The 26,277-nt window shown below is 61.4% G+C and carries 25 protein-coding genes; 12 read left to right on the top strand and 13 right to left on the bottom strand.

All coding sequences use genetic code 11. The features are described 5' to 3' along the window. Positions 1-4: 4 nt before the first annotated feature. On the top strand, positions 5-2,296 hold the full coding sequence (locus tag AU074_RS02035; protein ID WP_076013273.1) for a CHASE2 domain-containing protein: 2,292 nt from the start codon (positions 5-7) through the stop codon (positions 2,294-2,296). A 180-nt stretch (positions 2,297-2,476) separates the two neighbouring features. Here the strand turns inward: AU074_RS02035 and AU074_RS02040 are convergent, their stop codons facing one another. The 4 genes from AU074_RS02040 to glyQ form a co-directional block, all read right to left on the bottom strand. Next, a complete protein-coding gene (locus AU074_RS02040; protein WP_076013274.1) occupies positions 2,477-3,247 on the bottom strand; it encodes a 1-acyl-sn-glycerol-3-phosphate acyltransferase in 771 nt (256 codons plus the stop codon). 85 nt (positions 3,248-3,332) lie between these two features. Further along, entirely contained in the window at positions 3,333-3,872 is a 540-nt protein-coding gene (gmhB, locus tag AU074_RS02045) for a D-glycero-beta-D-manno-heptose 1,7-bisphosphate 7-phosphatase (RefSeq protein ID WP_173860314.1), read from the bottom strand. After that, positions 3,872-5,926: a glycine--tRNA ligase subunit beta gene (gene glyS / locus AU074_RS02050; protein ID WP_076013275.1), complete on the bottom strand. Its 2,055-nt coding sequence runs from the start codon at positions 5,924-5,926 to the stop codon at positions 3,872-3,874. The genes gmhB and glyS overlap by 1 nt, the downstream gene beginning before the upstream one ends. Next, positions 5,923-6,876, bottom strand: a complete 954-nt coding sequence (glyQ, locus tag AU074_RS02055; protein ID WP_003213601.1) for a glycine--tRNA ligase subunit alpha — start codon at positions 6,874-6,876, stop codon at positions 5,923-5,925. The genes glyS and glyQ overlap by 4 nt, the downstream gene beginning before the upstream one ends. 81 nt (positions 6,877-6,957) lie before the next feature. Between glyQ and AU074_RS02060 the strand changes: the two genes are divergently transcribed. Together AU074_RS02060 and AU074_RS02065 are read left to right on the top strand one after the other, a co-directional pair. After that, complete coding sequence (locus tag AU074_RS02060; protein WP_076013276.1) at positions 6,958-7,515, top strand: DNA-3-methyladenine glycosylase I; 558 nt, start codon at positions 6,958-6,960, stop codon at positions 7,513-7,515. Positions 7,516-7,555: 40 nt separating this feature from the next. Further along, positions 7,556-8,443, top strand: a complete 888-nt coding sequence (locus AU074_RS02065; RefSeq protein ID WP_076013277.1) for a lysophospholipid acyltransferase — start codon at positions 7,556-7,558, stop codon at positions 8,441-8,443. 104 nt (positions 8,444-8,547) lie between these two features. Here AU074_RS02065 and AU074_RS02070 read toward each other — a convergent pair whose 3' ends face one another. From AU074_RS02070 to def, 5 genes are read right to left on the bottom strand one after another with little or no spacing between them, the layout of a single operon-like run. Next, positions 8,548-8,859 carry a lipopolysaccharide assembly protein LapB gene (locus AU074_RS02070; RefSeq protein ID WP_076013278.1) on the bottom strand — a complete coding sequence of 104 codons (312 nt, stop codon included), beginning with the start codon at positions 8,857-8,859 and terminating at the stop codon, positions 8,548-8,550. 18 nt (positions 8,860-8,877) lie between these two features. Beyond that, complete coding sequence (gene trkA, locus AU074_RS02075; protein WP_003213611.1) at positions 8,878-10,251, bottom strand: Trk system potassium transporter TrkA; 1,374 nt, start codon at positions 10,249-10,251, stop codon at positions 8,878-8,880. Between the two features lie 22 nt (positions 10,252-10,273). Next, positions 10,274-11,584 (bottom strand): 16S rRNA (cytosine(967)-C(5))-methyltransferase RsmB, encoded by a 1,311-nt coding sequence (gene rsmB / locus AU074_RS02080; protein WP_076013279.1) that lies wholly within the window; start codon positions 11,582-11,584, stop codon positions 10,274-10,276. Further along, positions 11,581-12,540, bottom strand: a complete 960-nt coding sequence (gene fmt, locus AU074_RS02085) for a methionyl-tRNA formyltransferase (protein ID WP_076013280.1) — start codon at positions 12,538-12,540, stop codon at positions 11,581-11,583. Before fmt ends, rsmB begins: the two co-directional genes overlap by 4 nt. A gap of 57 nt (positions 12,541-12,597) precedes the next feature. Continuing rightward, positions 12,598-13,104 (bottom strand): peptide deformylase, encoded by a 507-nt coding sequence (gene def / locus AU074_RS02090; protein WP_003213617.1) that lies wholly within the window; start codon positions 13,102-13,104, stop codon positions 12,598-12,600. A 150-nt stretch (positions 13,105-13,254) separates the two neighbouring features. Between def and AU074_RS02095 the strand changes: the two genes are divergently transcribed. The 3 genes from AU074_RS02095 to AU074_RS02105 all read left to right on the top strand — a co-directional run bounded on the left by AU074_RS02095 (position 13,255) and on the right by AU074_RS02105 (position 15,813). Continuing rightward, positions 13,255-14,034 carry a peptidoglycan-binding protein gene (locus AU074_RS02095; RefSeq protein WP_076013281.1) on the top strand — a complete coding sequence of 260 codons (780 nt, stop codon included), beginning with the start codon at positions 13,255-13,257 and terminating at the stop codon, positions 14,032-14,034. Positions 14,035-14,106: 72 nt separating this feature from the next. Beyond that, entirely contained in the window at positions 14,107-15,201 is a 1,095-nt protein-coding gene (gene dprA / locus AU074_RS02100; RefSeq protein WP_076013282.1) for a DNA-processing protein DprA, read from the top strand. A 54-nt stretch (positions 15,202-15,255) separates the two neighbouring features. Beyond that, positions 15,256-15,813, top strand: coding sequence for an L-threonylcarbamoyladenylate synthase (locus AU074_RS02105; RefSeq protein ID WP_003213622.1), 558 nt, complete (start codon positions 15,256-15,258; stop codon positions 15,811-15,813). Between the two features lie 130 nt (positions 15,814-15,943). Here AU074_RS02105 and AU074_RS02110 read toward each other — a convergent pair whose 3' ends face one another. Continuing rightward, on the bottom strand, positions 15,944-16,921 hold the full coding sequence (locus AU074_RS02110; protein ID WP_076013283.1) for an NADPH:quinone reductase: 978 nt from the start codon (positions 16,919-16,921) through the stop codon (positions 15,944-15,946). A gap of 159 nt (positions 16,922-17,080) precedes the next feature. On the opposite strand from AU074_RS02110, the gene hemF reads away from it, so the two are divergent. Together hemF and aroE are read left to right on the top strand one after the other, a co-directional pair. Further along, a complete protein-coding gene (gene hemF / locus AU074_RS02115; protein WP_076013284.1) occupies positions 17,081-18,010 on the top strand; it encodes an oxygen-dependent coproporphyrinogen oxidase in 930 nt (309 codons plus the stop codon). Next, positions 18,010-18,828, top strand: coding sequence for a shikimate dehydrogenase (gene aroE, locus AU074_RS02120; protein WP_076013285.1), 819 nt, complete (start codon positions 18,010-18,012; stop codon positions 18,826-18,828). The genes hemF and aroE overlap by 1 nt, the downstream gene beginning before the upstream one ends. Positions 18,829-18,942: 114 nt before the next feature. Here aroE and AU074_RS02125 read toward each other — a convergent pair whose 3' ends face one another. The 3 genes from AU074_RS02125 to betC all read right to left on the bottom strand — a co-directional run bounded on the left by AU074_RS02125 (position 18,943) and on the right by betC (position 23,128). Next, positions 18,943-20,511 carry a SulP family inorganic anion transporter gene (locus AU074_RS02125; RefSeq protein WP_076013286.1) on the bottom strand — a complete coding sequence of 523 codons (1,569 nt, stop codon included), beginning with the start codon at positions 20,509-20,511 and terminating at the stop codon, positions 18,943-18,945. 165 nt (positions 20,512-20,676) lie between these two features. Beyond that, the gene (gene choX, locus AU074_RS02130) at positions 20,677-21,597 is read right to left on the bottom strand and encodes a choline ABC transporter substrate-binding protein (RefSeq protein ID WP_076013287.1); all 921 of its coding nucleotides are present in this window, start codon (positions 21,595-21,597) and stop codon (positions 20,677-20,679) included. A gap of 16 nt (positions 21,598-21,613) precedes the next feature. Further along, the gene (gene betC / locus AU074_RS02135; RefSeq protein ID WP_076013361.1) at positions 21,614-23,128 is read right to left on the bottom strand and encodes a choline-sulfatase; all 1,515 of its coding nucleotides are present in this window, start codon (positions 23,126-23,128) and stop codon (positions 21,614-21,616) included. A 103-nt stretch (positions 23,129-23,231) separates the two neighbouring features. Here betC and AU074_RS02140 point away from each other — a divergent pair, with 103 nt between their 5' ends. The 4 genes from AU074_RS02140 (at position 23,232) to AU074_RS02155 (ending at position 26,245) form a co-directional block, all read left to right on the top strand. Then, positions 23,232-24,182, top strand: a complete 951-nt coding sequence (locus AU074_RS02140; RefSeq protein WP_076013288.1) for a LysR family transcriptional regulator — start codon at positions 23,232-23,234, stop codon at positions 24,180-24,182. A 31-nt stretch (positions 24,183-24,213) separates the two neighbouring features. After that, positions 24,214-24,540, top strand: a complete 327-nt coding sequence (locus AU074_RS02145; protein WP_076013289.1) for a DOPA 4,5-dioxygenase family protein — start codon at positions 24,214-24,216, stop codon at positions 24,538-24,540. A 102-nt stretch (positions 24,541-24,642) separates the two neighbouring features. Further along, positions 24,643-25,611: a 2-dehydro-3-deoxygalactonokinase gene (locus tag AU074_RS02150; RefSeq protein WP_076013290.1), complete on the top strand. Its 969-nt coding sequence runs from the start codon at positions 24,643-24,645 to the stop codon at positions 25,609-25,611. 13 nt (positions 25,612-25,624) lie between these two features. Beyond that, positions 25,625-26,245, top strand: coding sequence for a 2-dehydro-3-deoxy-6-phosphogalactonate aldolase (locus AU074_RS02155; protein WP_003213643.1), 621 nt, complete (start codon positions 25,625-25,627; stop codon positions 26,243-26,245). Positions 26,246-26,277 lie beyond the last annotated feature (32 nt).

A 26,277-nucleotide genomic window follows, 5' to 3' on the forward strand; every position in this document is an offset into this window, starting at 1 on the left:
GCCGGTGAGGCTTTGGCGCCGGGCTGAAAAGCGCCAACCGACCCAGGCTCAGCGGCTATTCAATGGCCTGGTACGCGAATGGCTCTGGGTCAGCCTGTTGCTTTTACCTATCACGGCATTCCTGTCCCTGAGCCCGGGCTTTTCCCTCAACAACCTGCTGTACGACAGCCTTCGCCGCCTGGCCCCGTTGCCGGTGGATCCACGCATCTTGCTGGTGACCATTGATGACCGAAGCCTGAAGGAACTCGGCCAATGGCCTTGGTCCCGGCGCGTACACGCCGACCTGCTTGATCGGCTGAGCGTTGCCAAACCCGCAGGCATTCTGTTCGATGTGATCTTCAGCGAACCCGCCCGAGAGCCGGCCAATGACCTGCGCCTGGCCGAGGCTATGTGCAACGCCGGCACTGTTCTGTTGCCCTTGATTCGTGAAGGCTCGCCCCGCTACGAGCAACCTGTGGCGCAAATCCTGCCGGTGCTGCCCCTGCGCGATTGCGCCAGGGGCGTCGGCCATATCAACGTTGAAGCGGACAGCGACGGTATCGTTCGAAGCCTGTATTTGCGTGAAGGCCCGCCAGGGAACATGACGCCCCAACTGGCCTGGTTGGCGTTTGAACTGAGTGGACAGCAAGCCGTTATGCCGGGCGCGCTTGGCCCGGTGGACAGCAACCATTGGCAGCGGGAAAACTCCATTCGAATTCCGTTCATTGCCAGCCATGCCGGCTTTCCCAGCGTGCCGTATATCAGCGTTTTACGCGGTGAGGTGCCGCCTGAGTTGCTGCGAGACCGTTTGATCCTGATCGGTGCCACTGCGCCGGGCATGGGCGACCGGTATGTCACGCCGCTGTCGGCCAGCGTTGGCACCACACCAGGCGTGGAGATCCAGGCCAACATCCTCAATGGCTTGCTGCAAGGGCGCAGCATTGTTGACCTGCCAGCCTGGATGGCAACGCTGCTGGCCACCGCCATGGTCGCGCTGCTATTGGGCTTGCTGTTGTTTCGCCCGCGTTATGCGCTGTGGTTGACCGTCGGTTGCATGGGCGCCGCGCTTCTCGGTTCTTGGGGCCTGTTGCGCCTGGGCCATTGGTGGTCACCGGCGGCGTGCCTGATCGGCATGCTGCTCAGCTACTTGATCTGGAACTGGCGCCGCCTGAGCGTGATCCTGGCTTACTTCGGTTGGGAACTGGCACGCCTGGACAACGAACCCAAAGTGCTCCCGGAGCGGCGTAGAGCGCCCGCCAGCCAGGGTGATGTATTACAGGGACGGATCTTCGCCCTGGAACAAGCAGTCAGCCGCACCCGGGACACACGCCGCTTTATGGCCGATGGCCTGGAATGTTTGCCGGTAGCGACCTTGATTACTGATCCCAAGGGCAATGTCCTGCTGGCCAACCGGATTGCCCGTGATGTATTCGGCAATGAATTGGTGGCTGAAAACCTGTTGGAGCAGCTCGCTGCGTTGGGTTATCCACCGCTGCAGGACGGCATTCGCCCTGCCTTGTCGGCGCTGGAGATCGTCGAATTTCGCGACACCCTTGATCGCAGCCTGCGCCTCGACCTGGCCCCGCTGCTGCCAGCAGACGGGGATGTGGCCCTGGGCTGGCTGTTGAGCCTCACAGACCTGAGTATCGAGCGCGACGCCCAGCAGCAGCGGGAAACCTTGTTGCGCTTTCTGTCCCATGACCTGCGTGCTCCGCACTCGGCGATCCTGGCCCTGTTGGATGTCCAGGACACCGCTGCGCCGATATTTGCCCAGATCGAGCAGCAAGTCCGCCGTGCCCTGAACCTGACCGAATCCTTCGTGCAACTTGCGAAAGCCGAATCTGACGGATACCAATTCCAGCCCAGTCTGTTCGCCATGCTGGTGCTCGACGCGTTTGATCAAGTCGCTGTGCATGCCCAGCTGAAAGGTATCCACCTGGCCCGCAACCTGGATGACGACGGCGAGGAGATGGTCTGGGCGGATCAATCGCTGCTGACCCGCGCCTTGTTTAACCTGTTGGAGAACGCGGTCAAATACAGCCCTTCAGGCACCACCGTCACATTAAGCCTGACCAGCAGTGAAGATCGCCTGGAATGCTGTATCAGCGATCAGGGGCGAGGAATCGCTGAGCAGGATTTGCCCGAATTGTTCGGCCAATACCGGCGCTTCGCCTCTGCTCAAGGCAGTGAAGGGTTGGGGTTGGGCCTGACCATGGTCAAGGCCGTCGTGGATCGCCATGGTGGGCGAATCGGCTGCGAAAGTGTGGTGGATAAAGGTACGACCTTCATCCTTCAACTGCCGTTATGGAAGGAGTGAACCGCTGCTTTTTACCTGTGCATAAAAAACCGGTCTCAAGGACCGGTTTTTTAATGCGGAAAAAACTTATGCACCTTTTCCGCTGTTTTATGAGCTTAGGAAATATGTAAGTAAATCAGCAGCCTATAATCGAAAAAGCACGATTCGCCAACAAACCGTACACAGGTTATCCACAGAAACTCAAATCACCGGAGTGTCGACGACGACCGGCTCCGGCGGCAGCGAACCCATGGCTCTTTGTTGCGCTTCATTCCATGCCTGGGCACGGTCGTTCAGCGCTGCAATAGCGCGTGGGCCTTCACCCTCGGCATACATCGGTTCGCCAATGATCACCGTGATGGTGCCTTCACGCTTGGCCCAGCCGGTCTTTGGCCAGAACTTGCCGGCGTTGTGGGCAATTGGCAGCACCGGCAGGCCGGCGTTTACCGCCAAAGCCGTACCGCCGCGTGAGAACTTGCCCACAGTGCCGTAGGGCACGCGTGTACCTTCGGGGAAGATCAGCACCCAAACGCCATCCTTGAGCAGTTCGTCGCCCTTCTTCGCCACATGCTTGAGTGCTGCCTTGGGGTTGTCGCGGTCGATGGCGATCGGACGCAGCATGGCCATGGCCCAGCCGAAGAAAGGCACGTACAGCAGCTCACGCTTGAGCACCTGGCTCAGGGGCGAGAAGTACGCAGACAGGAAGAAGGTTTCCCAGGTGCTCTGGTGGTTCGACAGAATCACGCAGGGCTGGTCCGGGACGTTTTCGGCGCCCTTGATCTCGAAACGAATGTTCAGGAACACCTTGGTCAACCACAACGCGCAGTTGCACCAAAAGACGTTGATGAAACGATAGCGCGCCTTGAACGGCAAAAACGGCGCGATAAAAAAGCTCAGGGTGCACCAGAGGAGGGAACTGGTGCCCAGCAGCAGGTAAAAGAAGAAGGTTCTGATGGCCTGCAAAATCGACATGGCGGCATTTACCGTTGCGGGACAAGGCCCGCCTGTTAAAAGCGCGCTCCCGAACAGTCCTTGGTCAGGAAGTCGAGAAGTGCTGCTAGTTGTTGATAAGTTCTGCGGCAACCGCCGCCAGATCGTCAAAAATCAAGGTGCCTACCGGCAGGGTTTTAGCCTGGGTCTTTTCGCCTTTCCCGGTTTTTACCAAAACTGGCTGAGAGTCGACGGCCTTGGCGGCTTCCAGGTCACCGAGGCTATCCCCGACAAACCAAAGCCCAGCCAATGGCACGTTGTAATGTTCAGCAATAGTTTTAAGCATACCCGGTTTGGGCTTGCGGCAATCGCAACCTTCATCCGGGCCATGTGGGCAATACACCACCAGCCCTACTTCACCGCCCTGCTCGGCCACCAGCATGCGCAGGCGCGCGTGCATGGCGTCGAGGGTGGCGATGTCGTAGTAGCCGCGGGCGATGCCGGACTGGTTGGTGGCGATGGCCACCGTCCAGCCCGCTTTGCTCAACTGCGCGATGGCCTCGATCGAGCCGGGCAGTGGAATCCATTCCGCCACCGATTTGATGTAAGCGTCGGAGTCGTAATTGATCACTCCGTCCCGGTCGAGAATCAGCAGTTTCAACATGATCAGCTCAGGGTCGAAATGTCAGCAATGTTGACGAACAAACCACGCAGACGCGCCAGCATGGCGTAGCGGTTTTTCCGCACGCCCGCGTCTTCGGCATTGATCATCACCGCTTCAAAGAACGCATCCACCGGCTCACGCAAGGTGGCCAGGCGCGCCAGTGCTTCGGCGTAGTTGCGTTCGGCGATCAGCGGCTTCACTGCGTTTTCCGCCTTGGCGATGGCCGAGTTCAGCGAGAACTCCTTGGCATCGGCAAACAGGCCCGGGTCGACTTCGGCATTGCCGAGGTTGTCGGCCTTGCTCAGCAGGTTCGATACACGCTTGTTCACAGCGGCCAGGGCACCGGCTTCCGGCAATTTGCGGAAGGCCTGAACGGCTTGTACACGTTGGTCGAAGTCCAGCGCCGAACCCGGTTGCAGGGCACGTACCGACAGGTACACCGAAACGTCAACGCCTTCGTCTTCGTAACGCGCACGCAGACGATCGAACACGAACTCCAGCACTTGCTCGGCCAGGCCCGCTTGCTTGACCTTGGCACCGAACTGGCCGACAGCGAATACCACGGCCTGGGTCAGGTCGAGGTCGAGCTGCTTGTCGATCAGGATCCGCAGCACACCCAGGGCCGCACGGCGCAGGGCATACGGGTCTTTGCTGCCGGTAGGCAACATGCCGATACCGAAGATACCGACGAGGGTATCCAGCTTGTCAGCGATGGCTACGGCCGCACCGGTGAGGGTGGTTGGCAGCTCGGCGCCAGCACCGCGCGGCATGTACTGCTCGTTCAGCGCCAGGGCGACGTCTTCCGGCTCGCCATCATTGAGGGCGTAGTAGTAACCGGCAACACCTTGCATTTCCGGGAACTCGCCGACCATCTCGGTGGCCAGGTCGCACTTGGACAGCAGGCCGGCACGCGCAGCCCAGGCAGCATCGCCACCAATGCGTGGCGCGATGTAGGCCGCCAGCTTGGAGACGCGCACGGCCTTGTCGTAGACGCTGCCGAGTTTTTCCTGGAACACCACGTTTTGCAGGCGCAGGTTGAAGTCTTCGAGCTTCTGCTTTTTGTCTTGCTTGAAGAAGAACTCGGCGTCGGTCAGGCGCGGGCGAACGACTTTCTCGTTACCGGCGATGATCTGCTGCGGGTCCTTGCTTTCGATGTTGGCCACGGTGATGAACCGCGGCAGCAACTTGCCGTCCACGTCCAGCAGGCAGAAATACTTCTGGTTGTCCTGCATGGTGGTGATCAGCGCTTCCTGCGGCACGTCGAGGAAACGTTCTTCGAACGAGCACACCAGCGGCACTGGCCACTCAACCAAAGCGGTCACTTCCTCCAGCAGGCTTGGCGGCACAATGGCGGTGCCTTCCTGCAGGCGGGCCAGCTCTTCGGTGCGCTTGCTGATCAGCTCGCGACGCTCATTGGCATCGGCCAGCACGTAGGCGGCACGCAGGTCAGTGGCGTAGTTGGCCGGCGAGGTGATGCGCACGGCTTCAGGATGGTGGAAGCGGTGACCACGGGAATCACGGCCGGCCTTTTGGGCGAGAATGGTGCAGTCGACGACGTCGTCACCCAGCAGCATCACCAGCCATTGGGTTGGACGCACGAACTCTTCCTTGCGGGCACCCCAGCGCATGCGCTTCGGGATAGGCAGGTCGTTCAGCGAGTCTTCAACGATGGTCGGCAACAGGCTGGCGGTCGGCTTACCGGTGATGACCTGGCTGAAACGCAGTTTCGGGCCACTCTGGTCGATCTCGCTCAGCTCGACGCCACACTTCTTGGCAAAACCAAGGGCGGCTTGAGTCGGGTTGCCTTCAGCATCGAAGGCGGCCTGGCGTGGCGGGCCGTCGAGGTTGATGCTGCGGTCCGGCTGCTGGGTTTCCAGCGCGGTGAGCAACACCGCCAGGCGACGCGGCGCGGCGTAGACCTTCTTCGCGGCGAACTTCAGGCCAGCGGTTTGCAGGCCTTTTTCGATACCGGCCAGAAACGCATCGGCCAGCGTGTTGAGTGCCTTGGGTGGCAGCTCTTCGGTGCCCAGTTCAACCAGGAAATCTTGAGCACTCATTGTGCAGCCTCCAGCTTAGCCAACACTTCATCACGCAGGTCCGGGGTTGCCATCGGGAAGCCCAGCTTGGCGCGAGCCAGCAGGTAGGCTTGGGCGACGGAACGTGCCAGGGTGCGTACACGCAGGATGTATTGCTGGCGCGCGGTGACCGAGATGGCACGGCGAGCATCCAGCAGGTTGAAGGTGTGGGATGCCTTCAGAACCATTTCATAGCTTGGCAACGGCAACGGCTGATCCAGTTCGATCAGGCGCTTGGCTTCGCTTTCATAGAAGTCGAACAGCTCGAACAGTTTTTCGACGTTGGCGTGTTCGAAGTTGTAGGTCGACTGCTCCACTTCGTTCTGGTGGAACACATCGCCATAGGTGACCTTGCCGAACGGGCCGTCAGCCCACACCAGGTCGTAGACCGAATCCACGCCTTGCAGGTACATGGCCAGACGCTCGAGACCGTAGGTGATCTCGCCGGTCACCGGGTAGCACTCGATGCCACCGGCTTGCTGGAAGTAAGTGAATTGCGTCACTTCCATGCCGTTGAGCCAGACTTCCCAGCCCAGGCCCCAGGCGCCCAGGGTTGGCGATTCCCAGTTGTCTTCGACGAAACGGATGTCGTGGACCAGCGGGTCCAGGCCGACATGTTTCAGCGAGCCCAGGTACAGCTCCTGGAAGTTGTCCGGGTTCGGCTTCAGAACCACCTGGAACTGGTAGTAGTGCTGCAGGCGGTTCGGGTTTTCGCCGTAGCGGCCGTCAGTCGGGCGACGACTGGGCTGCACATAAGCGGCGTTCCAGGTTTCCGGGCCGATGGCCCGCAGGAAGGTAGCGGTGTGGAAAGTGCCGGCGCCTACTTCCATATCGTAGGGCTGAAGTACCACACAACCTTGCTCGGCCCAGTATTGCTGGAGGGCGAGGATCAAGTCTTGGAAGGTACGCACGGCTGGCGTAGGCTGGCTCACGAAATTCACCTGTTACTTGGGCTGCGATTTAAAGAGCGGGAGTATACCCGATTCGGCCGCGCCACCATCCCCTGGAGCCTTATGCCACGCTGCTTTTGGTGTTCTGAAGATCCGCTGTACATGGCTTATCACGATCAGGAGTGGGGAACGCCGCTGCGCGATGCGCAGGGACTGTTCGAGTTGCTTTTGCTCGAAGGGTTCCAGGCGGGCCTTTCCTGGATCACCGTTTTACGCAAACGCGAGCACTATCGAAAGGTCTTGTTTGGTTTTGATGCACAGCGTTTGGCCCAACTAAGCGATGCCGAGATTGAAGCGCTGATGCTCGATCCGGGCATCGTGCGTAACCGCCTGAAACTCAATGCCACCCGGCGCAATGCCGCCGCCTGGCTGACGCTGGAGGATCCTGTGGGGTTGCTCTGGTCGTTTGTTGGCGGCGTGCCCAAGGTCAATCATTTCAAGGATCGCAGCCAGGTTCCGGCGATTACGCCTGAAGCGGAAGCCATGAGCAAAGCCCTGAAAAAAGCCGGCTTTACGTTTGTCGGACCGACCATCTGCTACGCGTTCATGCAGGCCTCGGGCATGGTCATGGACCACACCCAGGACTGCGACCGTTACGCGGACCTGGCCAACGCCGGTTAGAATGGCGGCTTTGCGCACCACACACGATCAGGAGTGACCTGTGGAAAAGTTTAAAGGCGCCTTGCTGGTAGGCGCTCTTCGGTTGTTTGCCCTGCTGCCTTGGCGCGCGGTGCAAGCGGTCGGTTCGGCGATTGGCTGGCTCATGTGGAAAACCCCCAACCGCTCCCGCGAGACGGTGCGGATCAACCTGTCCAAATGCTTCCCCGACATGGACTCGGCCGAGCGCGAGCGCCTGGTGGGCCAGAGCCTCAAGGACATCGGCAAGTCCCTGACCGAAAGCGCCTGCGCCTGGATCTGGCCGGCCCAGCGCTCCATTGACCTGGTGCGTGAAGTCGAAGGCCTGGAGGTGCTGCACGAAGCCCTGGCCTCGGGTAAAGGCGTGGTGGGCATCACCAGCCACTTGGGCAATTGGGAAGTGTTGAACCACTTCTATTGCAGCCAGTGCAAACCGATCATTTTCTACCGTCCGCCGAAGCTCAAGGCCGTGGATGACTTGCTGCGCAAACAGCGGGTGCAACTGGGCAACCGCGTGGCGGCGTCAACCAAGGAGGGCATCCTCAGTGTGATCAAGGAGGTGCGTAAAGGTGGCCAGGTGGGCATTCCTGCCGACCCGGAGCCGGCGGAATCCGCCGGGATCTTTGTGCCGTTCTTCGCCACCCAGGCGCTGACCAGCAAGTTCGTACCGAACATGTTGGCGGGGCACAAGGCGGTCGGGGTGTTCCTGCATGCCCTGCGGCTGCCGGATGGATCGGGCTACAAAGTGATCCTGGAAGCGGCACCGGAAGACATGTACAGCACGGACACTGCGACGTCGTGCGCGGCGATGAGCAAGGTGGTGGAGCGGTATGTGGCCGCTTATCCGAGCCAGTACATGTGGAGCATGAAGCGCTTCAAGAAACGCCCGCCGGGTGAGGCGCGGTGGTATTGACCCGCGTCCTGTAGGAGCGAGCTTGCTCGCGAAGGTCGTTAACGATTATGCGGTCTTTCTGATTTGACGCGGCGCTCTCGGGTTTTTCGCGAGCAAGCTCGCTCCTACAGGTGTTTATCGAGTTTCTTCAGGAACACCGTCATTTCTTTTTCGGCCTGCTTGTCGCCATGGGCCTGGGCCGCTGTAATCCCCTTCTCCCACGCCAACCGCGCCGCAGCACTATCACCCTGCCCCACTTGCGCCTTGCCCAACAGCTTCCACGCCGCCGAATACTTCGGATCGAACTCGACGCATTTCTGCAAATGCTCCGCCGCCTTCGCGTTGTCCTTCAGATCCAGATAACCCTTGCCCAACCCAAACCGCAGCAGTGAGTTATCCACACCCTTGGCGAGCATTTTTTCCAGGGATTCGAGCATGTCGGTCACTCCGATTGATCAGAAAAAGCTCAGGCCCACGTGGAACAGTTTCTCCACATCGCGGATATGTTTTTTATCCACAAGGAACAGAATCACATGGTCGCCGGTGGCGATCACCGTGTCGTCGTGGGCGATGATCACTTCTTCATCGCGAATGATTGCGCCGATGGTAGTACCCGGTGGCAGGCCGATATCGCGGATCGCCTTGCCAATCACCTTGCTCGACTTCGAGTCGCCGTGGGCAATCGCCTCGATGGCTTCCGCCGCGCCTCGGCGCAACGAGTGCACGCTCACAATATCGCCGCGCCGCACGTGGGCCAGCAAGGTACCGATGGTTGCCAGTTGCGGGCTGATGGCGATGTCGATATCGCCACCCTGGATCAGGTCGACATAGGCCGGGTTGTTGATGATGGTCATCACCTTCTTCGCCCCCAGCCGCTTGGCCAGCAACGACGACATGATGTTGGCTTCATCATCGTTGGTCAGGGCCAGGAAGATGTCGGCGTCGGCAATATTTTCTTCGAGCAGCAGGTCACGGTCCGAGGCACTGCCTTGCAGGACCACGGTGCTGTCGAGGGTGTCGGACAAATACCGGCAGCGTGCCGGATTCATCTCGATAATCTTCACCTGATAGCGGCTTTCGATGGCCTCGGCCAAGCGCTCGCCGATCTGCCCGCCGCCGGCGATGACGATGCGTTTGTAGGTTTCATCCAGCCGGCGCATTTCGCTCATCACCGCGCGAATATTCGCCTTGGCCGCGATGAAAAATACTTCGTCGTCGGCTTCGATTACCGTATCGCCCTGCGGCAGGATCGGCCGGTCGCGACGGAAGATTGCCGCCACTCGCGTCTCGACGTTGGGCATGTGCTCGCGCAGCTGGCGCAGTTGCTGGCCCACCAACGGCCCGCCGTAGTAGGCCTTTACCGCCACCAGTTGCGCCTTGCCTTCGGCAAAGTCGATAACCTGCAAGGCGCCCGGGTGTTCGATCAGGCGCTTGATGTAGTGGGTCACCACCTGTTCCGGGCTGATCAGCACGTCCACCGGGATCGCGTCGTTGTCGAACAGTCCGGCGCGGGTCAGGTACGCGGCTTCACGCACCCGGGCGATTTTGGTCGGGGTGTGGAACAGGGTGTGGGCCACCTGGCAGGCGACCATGTTGGTCTCGTCACTGTTGGTGACTGCCACCAGCATGTCGGCATCGTCGGCACCGGCCTGGCGCAGCACCGTAGGAAACGAGGCACGGCCTTGTACGGTACGGATATCCAGGCGGTCGCCCAAATCCCGCAGGCGCTCCGCGTCGGTGTCGACCACGGTGATGTCGTTGGCTTCGCTGGCCAAATGCTCGGCCAGCGTACCGCCGACCTGCCCTGCGCCGAGGATGATGATTTTCATCCGGTCACTCCCTTAAAACCATTCAGCCGCGAGCGGCGGCAATCTTGATCAGCTTGGCGTAATAGAACCCGTCGTGGCCGCCTTCCTGGGCCAGCAACTGGCGGCCATGAGGCTGCTTGATCCCGGCCTGGATGTCGAGGTCCAGTTCCCGTGCGCCGCTGGTGCGGGCCAGGAAGGCTTCGATGACTTCGGTGTTTTCGGTGGGCAGCGTCGAGCAGGTGGCGTACAGCAGGATGCCGCCGACTTCGAGGGTCGGCCACAACGCGTCCAGCAATTCACCTTGCAGCACGGCCAGGGCGGTGATGTCGTCGGGTTGGCGGGTCAGCTTGATGTCCGGGTGGCGGCGGATCACGCCGGTGGCGGAACACGGCGCGTCCAGCAGGATGCGCTGGAAGGGCTTGCCGTCCCACCAGGTGGCGGTGTCGCGGCCATCGGCGGCGATCAGTTCGGCGCTCAGGCCCAGGCGCGCGAGGTTTTCCCGCACGCGCACCAAGCGCTTGGCTTCCAGGTCGACGGCGACGACGCCGGCCAAGTCTGCTTGCACTTCCATGATGTGGCAGGTTTTGCCGCCGGGGGCGCAGCAGGCGTCCAGCACCCGTTGGCCAGGCGCCAGGTCCAGCAGATCAGCGGCCAGTTGTGCGGCTTCGTCCTGCACGCTGATCCAGCCTTCGGCGAACCCGGGCAGGTTACGGACATCGCCCGGCTCTGTAAGAACGATGCCGTCCTGGCTGTAGACACAGGCCGTAGCTGCTACGCCGGCTTCGCCAAGCAGCGCGAGATACGCATCGCGCGTGTGATGACGGCGATTGACCCGCAGGATCATCGGCGGGTGCGCGTTGTTGGCGGCGCAGATGGCTTCCCATTGCTCGGGCCAGAATGCCTTCAGGGATTTTTGCAGCCAGCGCGGGTGGGCGGTACGCACCACCGGGTCATGTTCGAGCTCGGCCAGCAGCGCTTCGCTTTCGCGTTGGGCACGGCGTAGCACGGCGTTGAGCAAGGCCTTGGCCCAGGGCTTTTTCAGTTTGTCGGCGCAACCGACGGTTTCGCCGATGGCGGCGTGGGCCGGCACGCGGGTATAGAGCAGTTGATAGAGGCCCACCAGCAACAGTGCCTCGACATCGGCATCTGCGGCCTTGAACGGCTTTTGCAGCAGCTTGGCCGCCAGCGCCGACAACCGCGGCTGCCAGCGGGCGGTGCCGAAAGCCAGGTCCTGTGTGAAGCCGCGATCGCGGTCTTCGACTTTATCCAGCTGGGTCGGCAACGAACTGTTGAGGGAAGCCTTGCCGTTGAGTACGGTGGCCAGGGCTTTGGCGGCGGCCAGACGTGGGTTCATTGGGTGTCTACCACTTGGCCGAGGACGATGCCGACGGCAAATTTCTCACGACGGCTGTTGAACAAATCGCTGAAGTTCAGCGCCTTGCCGCCGGGCAGTTGCAGACGGGTCAGGCACAGCGCCTGTTCACCGCACGCTACTAACAGGCCGTCCTTGCTGGCGCCGATGATCTCGCCGGGGGCGCCCTCGCCTTCGGCCAGGGTGGCGGCCAGTACTTTCAAGGCCTCGCCATTGAGGGTGCTGTGGCAGATTGGCCACGGGTTGAAGGCGCGCACCAGGCGCTCCAGCTCAACGGCCGGGCGGCTCCACTCGATACGGGCTTCGTCCTTGTTCAACTTGTGGGCGTAGGTGGCGAGGCTGTCGTCCTGCACTTCGCCTTGCAGAGTGCCGGCGGCGAGGCCGGCGATGGCCTGGACTACCGCCGGCGGGCCCATTTCGGCGAGGCGATCGTGCAGGCTGCCGCCCGTGTCTTGACCTGTGATCGGGGTGGTGACTTTCAGCAGCATCGGGCCGGTGTCCAGGCCTGCTTCCATGCGCATTACGGTCACACCGCTTTCGGCATCACCGGCTTCAACGGCCCGTTGGATCGGCGCCGCGCCACGCCAGCGAGGCAGCAGCGAGGCGTGGCTGTTGATGCAGCCCAGGCGCGGGATATCCAGCACGGCCTGAGGCAGGATCAAACCATAAGCCACCACCACCAGCAGGTCCGGCTTCAGCGCAGCCAGTTCGGCCTGGGCATCGGCGTTGCGCAGGGTTGGCGGCTGCAACACGACAATGTTGTTTTCCAGCGCCAACTGCTTGACCGGGCTGGGCATCAGCTTTTGCCCACGACCGGCCGGGCGATCGGGCTGGGTGTAAACCGCCACGATTTCATACGGGCTGGCGAGCAGGGCCTTGAGGTGTTCGGCGGCGAATTCGGGGGTGCCGGCAAAAACGATGCGCAGTGGCTCGGTCATGGGAAACGTCTCACAAAAGAAAAAGGCTTGCCGGAGCAAGCCTTTGAAAGAAGGGAATCAAGCTTGCTGGCGATGCTTCTTTTCCAGCTTCTTCTTGATCCGGTCGCGTTTAAGCGTGGACAGGTAATCGACAAACAGCTTGCCGTTGAGGTGGTCGCATTCGTGTTGGATGCACACCGCCAGCAGGCCTTCGGCAATCATCTCGAACGGCTTGCCGTCACGGTCCAGGGCCTTGATCTTGACGCGCTGGGGACGGTCGACGTTCTCGTAGAAGTCGGGCACCGACAGGCAGCCTTCCTGATACTGGCCCATCTCGTCGGTCAGGGTTTCGAACTCAGGGTTGATAAACACCAGGGGCTCGCTGCGGTCTTCGGAAAGGTCCATGACCACGACGCGCTGATGCACGTCGACCTGGGTCGCGGCGAGGCCGATACCCGGGGCTTCATACATTGTTTCAAACATGTCATCGACCAACTGACGAACCTTGGCGTCCACTACGGCCACTGGCTTGGCAATGGTGCGCAGGCGTGAGTCCGGAAATTCGAGGATGTTCAAAATAGCCATAAGCGTAATTGCTGCACATGTGAGGTAAAGGCAAGTCGGCGCCGGGGATGGACCCCTGCTGTACCGGTGTAAGTGCCGTGGGAGAACGTCCGAGAGCCGCGAAGGCCAAGGCGTTTCACGCGAATGCACATAATAGAGGAGATTCACCCCATGAGGAAATCGCTACTCGTCTTGCTGCTGTGGGCCCAGGCCGTTGTTGGCCAGGTTCCTGCGAGCTTTCCACATGCGGGTCAACCGCTGCCGCTTCATACGCAGCAAGCCATCCAGCGCTTTTTACTGCACAACCGCATTCTCGATACGCCCCAGGAACTGGACCACGCTCCCTATATTGTTGCAGCAGATGCCGGCCGAGTATTGGGCGCCAATGGCGAACGTGTTTATGCGCGTGGGCCCCTGGACCCTGCCGTCCAAAGTTACGGGATTTTCCGCCGGGGCCAGGCTTATACCGACCCCGATAGCCAGGAATTGCTGGGCATCAACGCCGACGACATAGGCACCGCACGTTTTGTGACAGCGGGCGACGTCAGCACATTGGGTGTGCAGCGGGTGACCCAGGAGGTGCGTCCCGGGGACCGGTTGCTCGGCCAGCAAGCACCCACGGACCTGGCCAGCCTGGTGGTTCAGTGGCCTGCCCGCGCCATTGCCGGGCACATCATCGACATACCCCGGGGCGTGACGCAGATCGGTGTGCTGGATGCGGTGACGTTGAACAAGGGCCGCCGTGACGGGCTGATGGAAGGTCATTTGCTGGCGGTGGTGAAAGCCGGTGAAACCATTCGGGACAGAGTGACCGGCGCGCCGGTGAAGATGCCTGACGAGCCAGCCGGAACGCTGGTGGTGTTTCGCACCTACGAAAAGCTCAGTTACGGCCTGGTGCTCAGCGCGTCCCGTTCCCTCGCGGTAATGGACCGTTTTGAGGTGCCTGATTGAAGGCAATAATTAGGTTGCTAAATAAGTTACCAACAGAGTTATCCACAGCTTGTTCCGATCAAGGACGATCAAATGTTACCGACGAATAACCGCGAAATTTCCCCGGCAGAGCTGGAAGCCCGACTACGCTTGCACAGGCTGCCGGAACTGGGTCCCAAAGGTTTTCAAAAGCTCATCGAGGCGTTTGGTTCTGCATCAAAAGCCATCAGCGCGCCGGCGAGTGCCTGGCGTTCACTGGGACTCAAGGTGGCCAGCGCCGACGCCCGGCGCAGTGAGGAAGTACGTGATGGTGCCAGTGCGGCACTGGCCTGGCTGGAGCGTCCGGCCCAGCATTTGCTGATGTGGGACCAGCCCGACTACCCGGCGCTGCTGGCAGAATTGGATGACGCACCCCCGCTATTATTCGTCGCCGGCAACCCGGCGATTCTGGAAAAACCGCAACTGGCGATGGTCGGTAGCCGTCGTGCCTCCAGGCCAGGCATGGACACCGCCGCCGCGTTTTCCCGCAGCCTGGCCAGTGCCGGTTTTGTCATCACCAGCGGCCTTGCCCTGGGTATCGATGGCGCTGCTCACCAGGCGGCTTTGGATGTTGGTGGACATACAATCGGCGTGCTGGGCACCGGGCTCGAAAACTTTTATCCACAGCGCCACCGACGCTTGGCCGAAGCGATGATTGCCCAAGGCAGCGCCGTGGTTTCCGAGTTTCCGTTGGACGCCCCGCCCCAGGCCGGCAACTTCCCGCGGCGTAACCGCATAATCAGCGGCCTGTCCCTTGGAGTGCTGGTAGTGGAAGCCAGCATGGCCAGCGGTTCGCTGATCACCGCACGCCTGGCGGCGGAGCAAGGCCGCGAGGTATACGCCATCCCCGGCTCGATCCATCACCCCGGAGCCAAAGGCTGCCATCAGCTGATCCGCGATGGGGCGGTGCTGGTGGAAACCATCGAACACATTCTCGAAAACCTGCGCGGCTGGCAGGCACTGTCCCGCCCGGCGCCGATTGCTGTCACTCACCCGCTGGTGGCGCTGTTGCACGCGGCGCCCCACACCAGTGAAGCCTTGGCGATCGCCAGCGGAAGGGCCTTGTCCGAGGTGCTGGCCAGCCTGACGGAACTCGAGCTGGAAGGCCGGGTAATCTGCGAAAGTGGGCGCTGGTTTGCGCGCGGCTAGGTTTTGTAACGAAGATCGGTAAACTGCGCAGAGCTTTAGTCCGGAGAGTGAGCAATGGTCAACAGGTGGCGTGTGCGAGAAGCCGCACGAGAAATTCGCGCAGGCGCGGTGATTGCCTATCCAACCGAGGCGGTCTGGGGCCTGGGCTGTGACCCTTGGAACGAAGAGGCCGTGGATCGGTTGCTGGCGATCAAGGGCCGGTCTGTGGATAAGGGGCTGATCCTGATTGCCGACAATATCCGTCAGTTCGATTTTCTCTTCGAAGACTTTCCTGATGAGTGGATGGACCGCATGGCCAGTACCTGGCCGGGTCCCAATACGTGGCTGGTGCCCCATCAGGATTTGTTGCCCGAGTGGATCACCGGTGTGCATGACACGGTGGCGCTGCGGGTGACTGATCATCCGCAGGTGCGGGATCTGTGCTCGCTGGTCGGGCCGCTGATTTCCACCTCGGCCAACCCACAGGGCCGCCCGGCGGCGCGCACGCGGATTCGTGTGGAGCAGTATTTCCGTGGGCAGGTGGATCTGGTGTTGGGCGGGAATCTGGGTGGGCGCAAGAACCCGAGTTTGATTCGGGATCTGGCGACGGGCGAGGTTGTGCGGCCTTCCTGAGACCGAGTCGCCTTCATTCGCGAGCAAGCCCGCTCCCACATTTGACCGAGTCCAATTTTTGGAACGCGGACAAATGTGGGAGCGGGCTTGCTCGCGAAGAGGCCCTCAAAGCCGCTGAAAATCCAACGCCTTATGGCAGCAGAATGGTCGACCCAGTCGTCCGCCGCGCCGACAACTCAATCTGCGCCTTCGCCGCATCCCCCAACGAAAACCGCTGATTAATATCAATCTGCAACTTGCCACTGATGATCATCGAAAACAGATCATCCGCCATCGCCTGCAGGTTTTCCGGGTTGTTGGCATAGGTCGCCAAAGTCGGCCGGGTGACATACAGCGAGCCCTTGGCCGCCAGAATCCCCAGGTTAACCCCATCCACAGCGCCCGACGCATTCCCAAAACTCACCACCAACCCGCGGGGTGCCACGCTGTCCAGCGAGGTAAGCCAAGTGTCCTTGCCTACGCCGTCGTACACCACCGGGCATTTCTTGCCGTCAGTCAGTTCCAGCACGCGCTGTGCGACGTTTTCCTTGCTGTAGTCGATGGTTTCCCAGGCACCGAGGGATTTTGCCAGCGCTGCCTTTTCCGGCGAACTGACGGTACCGATCAGCTTAACGCCCAAGGCCTTGGCCCATTGGCACGCCAGCGAGCCCACGCCACCGGCGGCGGCGTGGAACAGGATGGTTTCGCCGCCCTTCAACTCATAGGTCTGGCGCAACAGGTACTGCACCGTCAGGCCCTTGAGCATCGCGCCAGCGGCCTGTTCGAAGCTGATGTCGTCTGGCAGGTGCACCAGGTTGGCAGCCGGCAACACATGCAATTCGCTGTAGGCACCCAGCGGGCCGCTGCCGTAGGCCACGCGATCACCGACCTTGAACTGAGTGACTTCGCTGCCCACCGCATCAACCACGCCAGCGCCTTCCGCGCCCAGGCCCGACGGCAAGGCTGGTGGTGCATACAGGCCGCTGCGGAAATAGGTGTCGATGAAGTTCAGGCCAATGGCCTTGTTCTGCACGCGAACCTGCTGCGGGCCGGGTTCTGCCGGGGTGTAGTCCACATACTCAAGTACTTCGGGGCCGCCATGGGCACGGAACTGGATACGTTTGGCCATCTGCACTCTCCTCAAGTCAATTTCGCGTAGCCCCCTATCGGACTCCTAAGCTTGATCTTCGTCAACTGCGGCAATACGGGGTGCAGTGGTATCCTGTGCGCCCATTTGCCGCCGACGCCCAATGGCCTCGCGTAGCTTTGCCCGATTCAAGGTGATGTCATGACTACCCGCACCGAGGCTGTCAAAGCCTACCTGCTCGACCTGCAAGACCGTATTTGCAGCGCCCTGGAAACCTTTGAGACGGACACTCGCTTTATCGAAGACGCCTGGACCCGGCCGGCCGGCGGCGGTGGTCGCACCCGTGTGATCGAAAACGGTTCGGTGATCGAGAAAGGCGGCGTTAACTTTTCCCACGTGTTTGGCAGCGGCCTCCCACCTTCCGCCAGTGCCCATCGCCCGGAATTGGCCGGTCGCGGTTTTGAAGCCCTCGGCGTGTCGCTGGTGATCCACCCGCACAACCCGCATGTGCCGACTTCCCACGCCAACGTACGGTTTTTCATCGCTGAAAAAGAAGGCGAAGAGCCGGTGTGGTGGTTCGGTGGCGGTTTCGACCTGACGCCCTACTACGGCAACGAAGAAGACTGCATCCACTGGCACCGCGTCGCCGAACAGGCCTGCGCGCCGTTTGGCCCGGACGTGTACTCGCGCTACAAGGCCTGGTGCGACACCTACTTCCACATCAAGCACCGCAACGAACCCCGGGGCATCGGCGGTTTGTTCTTCGATGATTTGAACGAGTGGGACTTCGACACCAGCTTCGCCTTCATGCGCGCCATCGGCGATGCCTACATTGACGCTTACCTGCCAATTGTCCAGCGTCGCAAGGCCATGGCCTATACCGAGCAGCAGCGTGAGTTCCAGGAATTCCGCCGTGGCCGCTACGTTGAGTTCAACCTGGTCTACGACCGTGGCACCTTGTTCGGCCTGCAATCCGGCGGGCGCACCGAGTCGATCCTGATGTCGCTGCCACCGCAAGTGCGTTGGAGCTACGATTGGAAGGCCGCGCCTGAAAGTGAAGAAGCACGCCTCACCGACTACTTCCTGCAAGACCGCGACTGGCTGGGCGTGCTGCCCAAGGCGGCGGTCTGATGGATCGTTATGTCGTCTTCGGCAACCCCATCGGCCACAGCAAGTCGCCGCTGATTCACCGCCTGTTCGCCGAACAAACCGGTGAGCAACTGGACTACAGCACCTTGCTCGCGCCGCTGGAGGATTTCACTGGCTGTGCCCGCGAGTTTTTCCAGCAAGGCCGTGGTGCCAACGTCACCGTGCCGTTCAAGGAAGAGGCCTATCGCCTGGCCAACACCCTCACCGAGCGCGCGCAACGTGCCGGCGCGGTGAATACCCTGAGCAAGCTCGCCGATGGCAGCCTTTTGGGAGACAACACCGACGGCGCCGGCCTGGTGCGGGATTTGACGGTGAATGCCGGGTTCAGCCTGCAAGGTAAACGCATCCTGCTGCTGGGTGCTGGCGGTGCCGTGCGCGGTGCGCTGGAACCATTACTGGCAGAGCAACCGGCGTCGCTGATCATCGCCAACCGCACCGTAGAAAAAGCCGAACTGCTCGCCGAACTGTTCGACGACCTCGGGCCGGTGTCCGCCAGCGGTTTTGACTGGCTGCGTGAGCCGGTGGACCTGATCATCAACGCCACGTCCGCCAGCCTGTCAGGCGATGTACCGCCGATTGCCGGCAGCCTCGTTGAGCCGGGCAAGACCTTTTGCTACGACATGATGTACGCCAAGGAGCCTACGGCGTTTTGCCGCTGGGCCAATGAGCAGGGCGCCGCGGTGGCGATGGATGGCCTGGGGATGCTGGTGGAACAGGCCGCGGAAGCGTTCTTCCTGTGGCGCGGTGTACGCCCGGATTCGGCCCCGGTTTTAGCTGAACTGCGTCGGCAACTGGCCTGATGCAACTCTAAATGTGGGAGCTGGCTTGCCTGCGATAGCGGTGTGTCAGTACCGCAGATGCAAGCTGACACACCGCTATCGCAGGCAAGCCAGCTCCCACAGTTTTAACCGCGTTCAGTCTTCGAAATGGATGGGGCATTTATCGGCCCCTTCCAGTTTTTTCAACTCTTCCACCACCTGCGGCCGGGCCTTGCGCAACGCCAGGCTGCGCCCCAATCCGTTCAATCGGCGCGCCTCCTGGTGCAGCATCTCCACCCCTGAATAGTCGATAAAGTTGATCTGCTGCGCCTCGATCACCACCCGCTGGCCGTGCAGGCTTTGCAGCCGCACTTGCAGGTAATGGCTGGCGCCGAAAAAGATCGAGCCGCCGACCCGCAGCACATCGTCCTCACCGTCACGCCATTGTTGGACTCGCGGCTGCGAGGTGCGCTTGAGATAGAAAAACAGCGACGCCAGCACACCCGCATAAATCGCCGTCTGCAATTCCAGCAGCAGCGTGGCGATGCAGGTCAGGCTCATCACCACGAACTCTGCGCGGCTGACCCGGAACAGCGCCCGAATACCGCGATGGTCCACCAACCCCCAGCAAATCAGCAGGATGCTCGCGGCCATGCTCGGGATCGGGATATGGGCGATCAGTGCCGCGCCGAACAGCGCAAACAGCGCCACCCACAGCGCAGAAAACACCCCTGCCAGCGGCGAACAGGCGCCTGCTTCATAGCTCAGGCCCGAACGGGTGAAGGAACCTGCCGACAAGTACCCGGAGAAAAATCCGCCGACGATGTTGGATAAACCCTGCGCACGCACTTCCTGATTCGCATCGAGCAATTGCTGGGAGCGGGCCGACAGCGAGCGCGCAATCGACAGGCTGGTCACCAGCCCGAGCATGCCCACCGCCACGGCACTCGGCAGGAGGCGCAGAACCATGTCCAAGTCCATCGGCAGCGGGCTGAAGGGCGGCAGTTTGCCGACAAATGAACTGACCAACGCCACCTGCCCGAACATCGCCGGCCATAGCCATGGGATGAGGCTGCCCAAGGCCAACGCGATCAACAGTGTGGGCCAGCGCGGCACCCACAGTTTCAGCAGCACCCCCACCAGCAAGGTGCCGAGCCCGAGCATCAGTGAAGGATGATTCCATTCCCCTGCATGGTTGATCAGCGCCAGCAGGCTGTTGATCGCCGTGGCCTGGCTGGGCAGGTCAAGCCCCAACAGATTGGGCAGTTGCCCCAGGGCGATCACCACCGCAGCGCCAAGGGTGAAGCCGAGTACCACCGAGTGCGAGACGAAATTCACCAGGGCACCGAAGCGCAGCATGCCCAGCAGCCATTGGAAGACGCCGGCCAGGAAGGTCAGCAACAGGATGAGCGTGATGTAGTCCTGGGAACCGGGCACGGCCAGCGGGCTGACGCTAGCGTACAGCACGATGGAAATCGCGGCCGTAGGACCGCAGATCAGGTGCCAGGAAGAGCCCCACAAGCAGGCGATCAATACCGGAAGGATTGCGGCGTACAGGCCGTATTCCGGTGGGAGACCGGCGATCAGTGCGTAGGCAATGGATTGCGGTAATGCCAGGACTGCACCGCTCAGGCCGACGATCGCATCTCGCCCGACGCTGGCGCGGGTTTGGCGCGGTAGCCAGCTGAGGAAGGGGAAGAGTGTATGGCGGTTGGGCCAGGGCATTGGAAACTCGGTTGAAAAGGTTTGAATCAGAGTATCAGGCTCATGATGATCGTTCCCACGCTCTGCGTGGGAATGCCGTCTTGGACGCTCTGCGTCCGCTCCTGAGTCGTGACGCGGAGCGTCACCGGATGCGTTCCCACGCAGAGCGTGGGAACGATCAGTGCATCAGAGTTTGGCTTTTACGGCAGCCAGCGCATCCTGGCCATCGACGGTTTTAACCCCGTCCAGCCACTTGTCCAGCACCGCCGGATTTGCCTTGATCCAGGCCTTCGCCGCATCAGCGTTGCTCACCTTCTTGTTCACCACTTCTGCCATGATGGCGTTCTCCATTTCCTGGGTGAAACTCAGGTTGGTCAGCAATTTCCCAACATTCGGGCAGGCCTGCGCATAACCCTTGCGGGTCAACGTATACACGCTGCCGGTGTCACCAAAGTACTTCTCCCCACCCTTGAGGTAATGCATCTTCAGTTGCACGTTCATCGGGTGCGGCGTCCAGCCGAGGAAGGTCACGAACTTCTGCTTCTTCACCGCCCGGGACACTTCGGCGAGCATCGCCTGTTCACTGGACTCGATCAGCTTCCACTGGCCCAGGTCGAAGTCGTTTTTCTTGATGATTTCCTGCAACGAGATGTTCGCCGGCGCACCCGAACCGATGCCATAGATCTTCTTGTCGAACTTGTCGGCAAACTTGTTCAGGTCGGCAAAATCATGCACCCCGGCGTCCCACACGTAGTCCGGCACGGCGAGGGTGAACTCGGTGCCGTCGAGGTTCTTCGCCAGTTGCACCACATCGCGATTGGCCACGAACTTGTCGTAGAAGCCCTGCTGCGCCGGCATCCAGTTACCCAGGAACACATCCACCTGGCCGTCCTTGAGCCCGCCAAAGGTGATCGGCACCGCAAGGGTGTCAACCTTGGCCTTGTAGCCCATGCCGTTCAACAGGAAACCGGTAATGGCATTGGTGGCGGCGATATCGCTCCAGCCCGGATCGGCCATCTTCACGGTGTCGCAACTTGAGTCCGCGTAGGCACCGGCACTGCTCAATGCCAGCAGCGCAACGCTCAACACGGTGGATAACTTTTGCATGGCCTTCCCCTCAGTTTTATTGGTTTTGGCAGGGTTGTGGAAAACGTGCCTTGCGCTCCAGATCGTCGAGGTCGATATGGTTGCGCATGTATTGCTGACTGGCGTCTACCAGTGGCTGGTGGTCCCAGCTCTTCAGCTTGCCCTGGGTCAGCGCCTCGAATACCAGGCGGCGACGGCGTTGGCTGGCGAGCACCTGCTGGTGGATCGCCGGGATGTCCCATTTGGCCCGCGCCTCACTCAAAAACGCCTCGAACAGTGGCCGGTGTTCCGGTGACTGGCTGAGTTCTTCCCGCTCGTGCGGGTCGTTGTGCACATCGAACAATAGGCAAGGATCGTCCTCGCTGTAGATGAACTTGTAGGCGCCACGGCGAATCATCATCAGCGGGCTGATGGTGCCCTCGGCCATGTACTCGCCGAACACTTCGTCGTGCCCGCCCTGCCCTTGCAAGTGCGAGACCAGCGAGCGGCCGTCCAGTGGCAGGTTGGCGTCGAGTTGGCCGCCGGCCAGTTCCACCAGGGTCGGCAGCAGGTCGGCGGTGGACACGGCAGCCGTCACGCGGCCCGCCGCAAACTGCCCCGGCGCGCTGATCAGCAGCGGCACCCGGGCGGCCATTTCAAACCAGTGCATTTTGTACCAGAGCCCGCGCTCGCCGAGCATGTCGCCGTGGTCGCCGGAGAAGATGATGATGGTGTCGTCGGCCAGGCCCGTGTCTTCCAGGGTTTGCAGCAGCTTGCCGACGTTGCTGTCGATGTAGCTGCACGCACCGAAGTAGGCCCTGCGTGCATCGCGGATCTTGTTCACCGGCAGCGGCTTGTCCCACAGGTCATAGACCTTGAGCAGGCGTTGGGAGTGAGGGTCGAGATCTGCTTGTGGCGGCGTTGTAGGCAACGGGATGTCGTTGTCGTCGTACAGGTCCCAGAATGGTTTGGGAATGGTGTACGGGTCGTGTGGGTGCGTCATCGACACGGTCAGGCAGAACGGCTGGTCGCCATCCTCGCGGATATGGTCGAACAGGTACTGCTGGGCCTTGAACACCACCTCTTCGTCGAAATCCAGCTGGTTGGTGCGCACGCACGGCCCGGCTTGCAGCACCGACGCCATGTTGTGGTACCAGGTGGGACGCACATCCGGCTCATCCCAGTTCACCGCCCAGCCATAGTCGGCGGGGTAGATGTCACTGGTCAGGCGTTCTTCATAACCGTGGAGCTGGTCGGGGCCGCAAAAATGCATCTTGCCCGACAGCGCTGTGCGGTAGCCGAGGCGACGCAGGTAGTGGGCATAGGTCGGCACGTCGGCGGGGAAATCGGCTGCGTTGTCGTAGGCGCCGATCTTGCTCGGCAGTTGGCCACTCACCAGGGTAAAACGCGATGGCGCACACAGCGGGCTGTTGCAGTAAGCGGCGTCAAACACCACGCCTTCAGCGGCGAGGCGGCTCAAGTTCGGCAGTTTGATAGGCGAAGGACCGTAGAACGGAAGCATCGGCGCGGCCATTTGATCGGCCATGATAAAAAGAATGTTCTTGCGCTTCATGGTTTCGCGGCATTCCATAGTCAACGTTTATGCGAATGAGCATGCAGGCCATGGAAATCGTGGTAAAGCCCATGAGAAGCAATGTCTAGGATAAGCACAGCTTATGTATGAATCCCTCGGTAACCTGTCACTCGACCTGCTGCGCGCGTTTGAAGCGGCGGCCCGCCAACGCAGCTTTACGGCGGCGGCGATGGAACTGGGCACCACCCAGCCGGCCATCAGCCAGCAGATCAAGCGCCTGGAAGAACAACTGAAGGTGCGCCTGTTTGATCGCATTTACCGTGGCATTGAACTGACCGACGCGGGCGCCCTGTTGTTCGAGCAGGTGCAGGCCGGCTTGCAGAGCATCAACCAGGGCTTGAGTGCGATTGCCGAGCAGGACCAGCACGAAGTCCTGCAGGTGGCGACCGACTTTGCGTTCGCCGCTTATTGGCTGATGCCGCGCCTGCATCGTTTCCACGAGGCGAACCCGCAGGTGGACGTGAGCCTGGTCACCAGCGAGCGCAATCACGCCTCGTTGCGCAGCGATATCGATGTGGCGGTGTTATTCGGCGACGGCCGTTTCAAACAGGGCGACAGCCTGTGGCTGTTCAACGAGGAAGTGTTCCCGGTGTGCAGCCCGCAGTTGCTCCAGGACCGCACCGCGCCGCTGCCGGTGCAGAGCCTGCTGGAGTTTCCCTTGCTGCACCTGCGCCAGCAAAACAACAACCAGTGGTTCGACTGGAGCGGCGTGTTTCGCGAGCTGGGCATCAACACGGCGCCCACCCCGGGCCAACTGCGTTTCGACAATTACACGCTGTTGATCCAGGCCGCGATCGCCGGCCAGGGCGTGGCCATCGGCTGGCGCCACCTTGTGGATAACTTGCTCGAGCAAAAGTGGCTGTGCCGGCCGATTGGCGACACCGTGATCTCACGCTTCGGCTATTACGTGGTGCTGCCCCAGCGCAAACGTCGCAGCCAATTGATCGAACGTTTCGTCGACTGGCTGATGGCCGAACAAGCCAGCAGCGCACAATCGCTGACCGGTCTGGCCCTGCCGTCCATTGCGGTCTAGGATTTGCCGATCATTGAGCCCGGAGCCTGTCATGCAACGTATCAAGGGCTACCACGCCCACATCTACTTCGACGCCAACACCATCGACCAGGCGCGCAAACTCTGCGAGGACGCCGCGCAAATGTTCCCGCTGCGCATGGGACGGGTGCATGAGCGCCCGGTAGGCCCGCACCCGGACTGGAGCTGCCAGCTGGCGTTCGAGCCTGAATACATCGGCGTCGTGCTGCCGTGGCTGGCCCTTAACCGCAACGGCCTGGTGGTGTTCCTGCACCCCACCACCGGCGATGACCTCAAGGACCACACCGAACACGCTATCTGGATGGGGGCGATGCGCACGCTGGACCTGTCGATACTCTAAGTCTGCATTCTCCCTATATATGGGACTGACATTTATATATTGAGACTTTGCCAGTCTTGGGTTTATATTCGCCTCATCCGCTCAGAACACTCAGGTGAAGCGATGCAGGCGCAATTGATCGCGCTCGATTGGGGAACCAGTTCCCTTCGTGCTTACAAGCTCGGCCCGGCAGGTGTCGTGATCGAACGACGCGCCCTGGCGTCGGGGATCATGCACTTGCCCACCGAACCCCGGGACATTGCCGGTGTTCGCTGCAGCAATGGCTTCGAGCTGGCATTCGATGCGGCCTGCGGTGACTGGCTCGATGCCCAGCCCGGCCTTCCGGTCATCGCCTGCGGCATGGTCGGCAGCGCCCAGGGCTGGAGCGAAGCGGCTTACCGCGATACCCCGGCGGATGTATCCACCCTTGGCCAGGCGCTGCATGTTGTGCGCAGCCTGCGGGGCACAGCGGTGCACATCGTGCCCGGCGTGATTCAACGTGGCGCGTTGCCCAATGTGATGCGCGGCGAAGAAACCCAGGTCCTCGGCGTGCTGCAAAGCGTGTCCGTCACTACGGGGAGCGACGTACTGATCGGCCTGCCGGGCAGCCATTCCAAGTGGGTGGAGGTGGTGGAAGGCTGCATCACCCACTTCGACACCTTCATGACCGGCGAGCTGTTCGCCGTGCTCAGCCAACACAGTATTTTGGGGCGCACCCAGCGCCCTTCCGAAGAATTCCAGACAGCCGCTTTTGATCGCGGCGTGCAGGTGGCACTGTCGGTGGACGGCCAGACCGGGCTGTTGTCGAACTTGTTCAGCGCCCGCACCCTGGGATTGACCGGCGAACTGGCGCCCGACGAGCAACCCGACTATTTGTCCGGCCTGATGATCGGCCACGAACTCATGGGCCTGCGCACCCGCCAGCCTGCCCAGCAGCGCGACATCGTCCTGGTCGGCGCTACCCAACTCTGCACCCGCTACCAGCGTGCACTCCAACTCTGTGGCTTCCCTCGCGTGACCCTGGCACAGGAGGCTACCGAGCGTGGCCTTTGGCAGCTGGCCATGGCGGCGGGGCTGCTGCCTGCAACCTGACGAGAGGCTCGAGATGCTCAAGCAAGCACTGACACACAACGGTTTGATCGCGATCCTGCGCGGTCTGCGACCGGAGGAGGCGCTGGCGATCGGCGAGGTGTTGTACACGGCAGGTTTCAGGGTGATCGAAGTGCCGCTCAACTCACCGGACCCTTATTCCAGCATCCGCATTCTGCGGGACAGCCTGCCCGCCGATTGCCTGATCGGCGCCGGCACCGTGCTGACCCCGGAACAGGTTGATCAAGTAAAAGCTGCCGGCGGCCAAGTGATCGTCATGCCCCACAGCGATGCCAAGGTGTTGCGTGCCGCCAAGGCCGCGGGCCTGTATCTGTCGCCAGGTGTGGCCACGCCCACCGAAGCCTTTGCCGCGCTGGCCGAAGGCGCCGACGTGCTGAAGCTTTTCCCCGCCGAGCAAATGGGCCCGGCCGTGGTCAAGGCCTGGCTCGCGGTACTGCCCGCGGGCACGGTGTTGCTGCCGGTGGGCGGCATTACTCCGGACAACATGCAGGTATTTTTCGACGCGGGCGTCAAAGGCTTCGGCCTGGGTTCCGGGTTGTTCAAGCCGGGCATGAGCGTCGCCCAAGTGGCGAGCAACGCCCAGGCCTACGTCGCGGCCTGGCACGCCTTGGGCTGATCAGCGTTCTCCATCTACAAGAGAGATAAGAA

Source organism: Pseudomonas sp. ATCC PTA-122608 (assembly GCF_001952855.1).
Taxonomy (GTDB): domain Bacteria; phylum Pseudomonadota; class Gammaproteobacteria; order Pseudomonadales; family Pseudomonadaceae; genus Aquipseudomonas.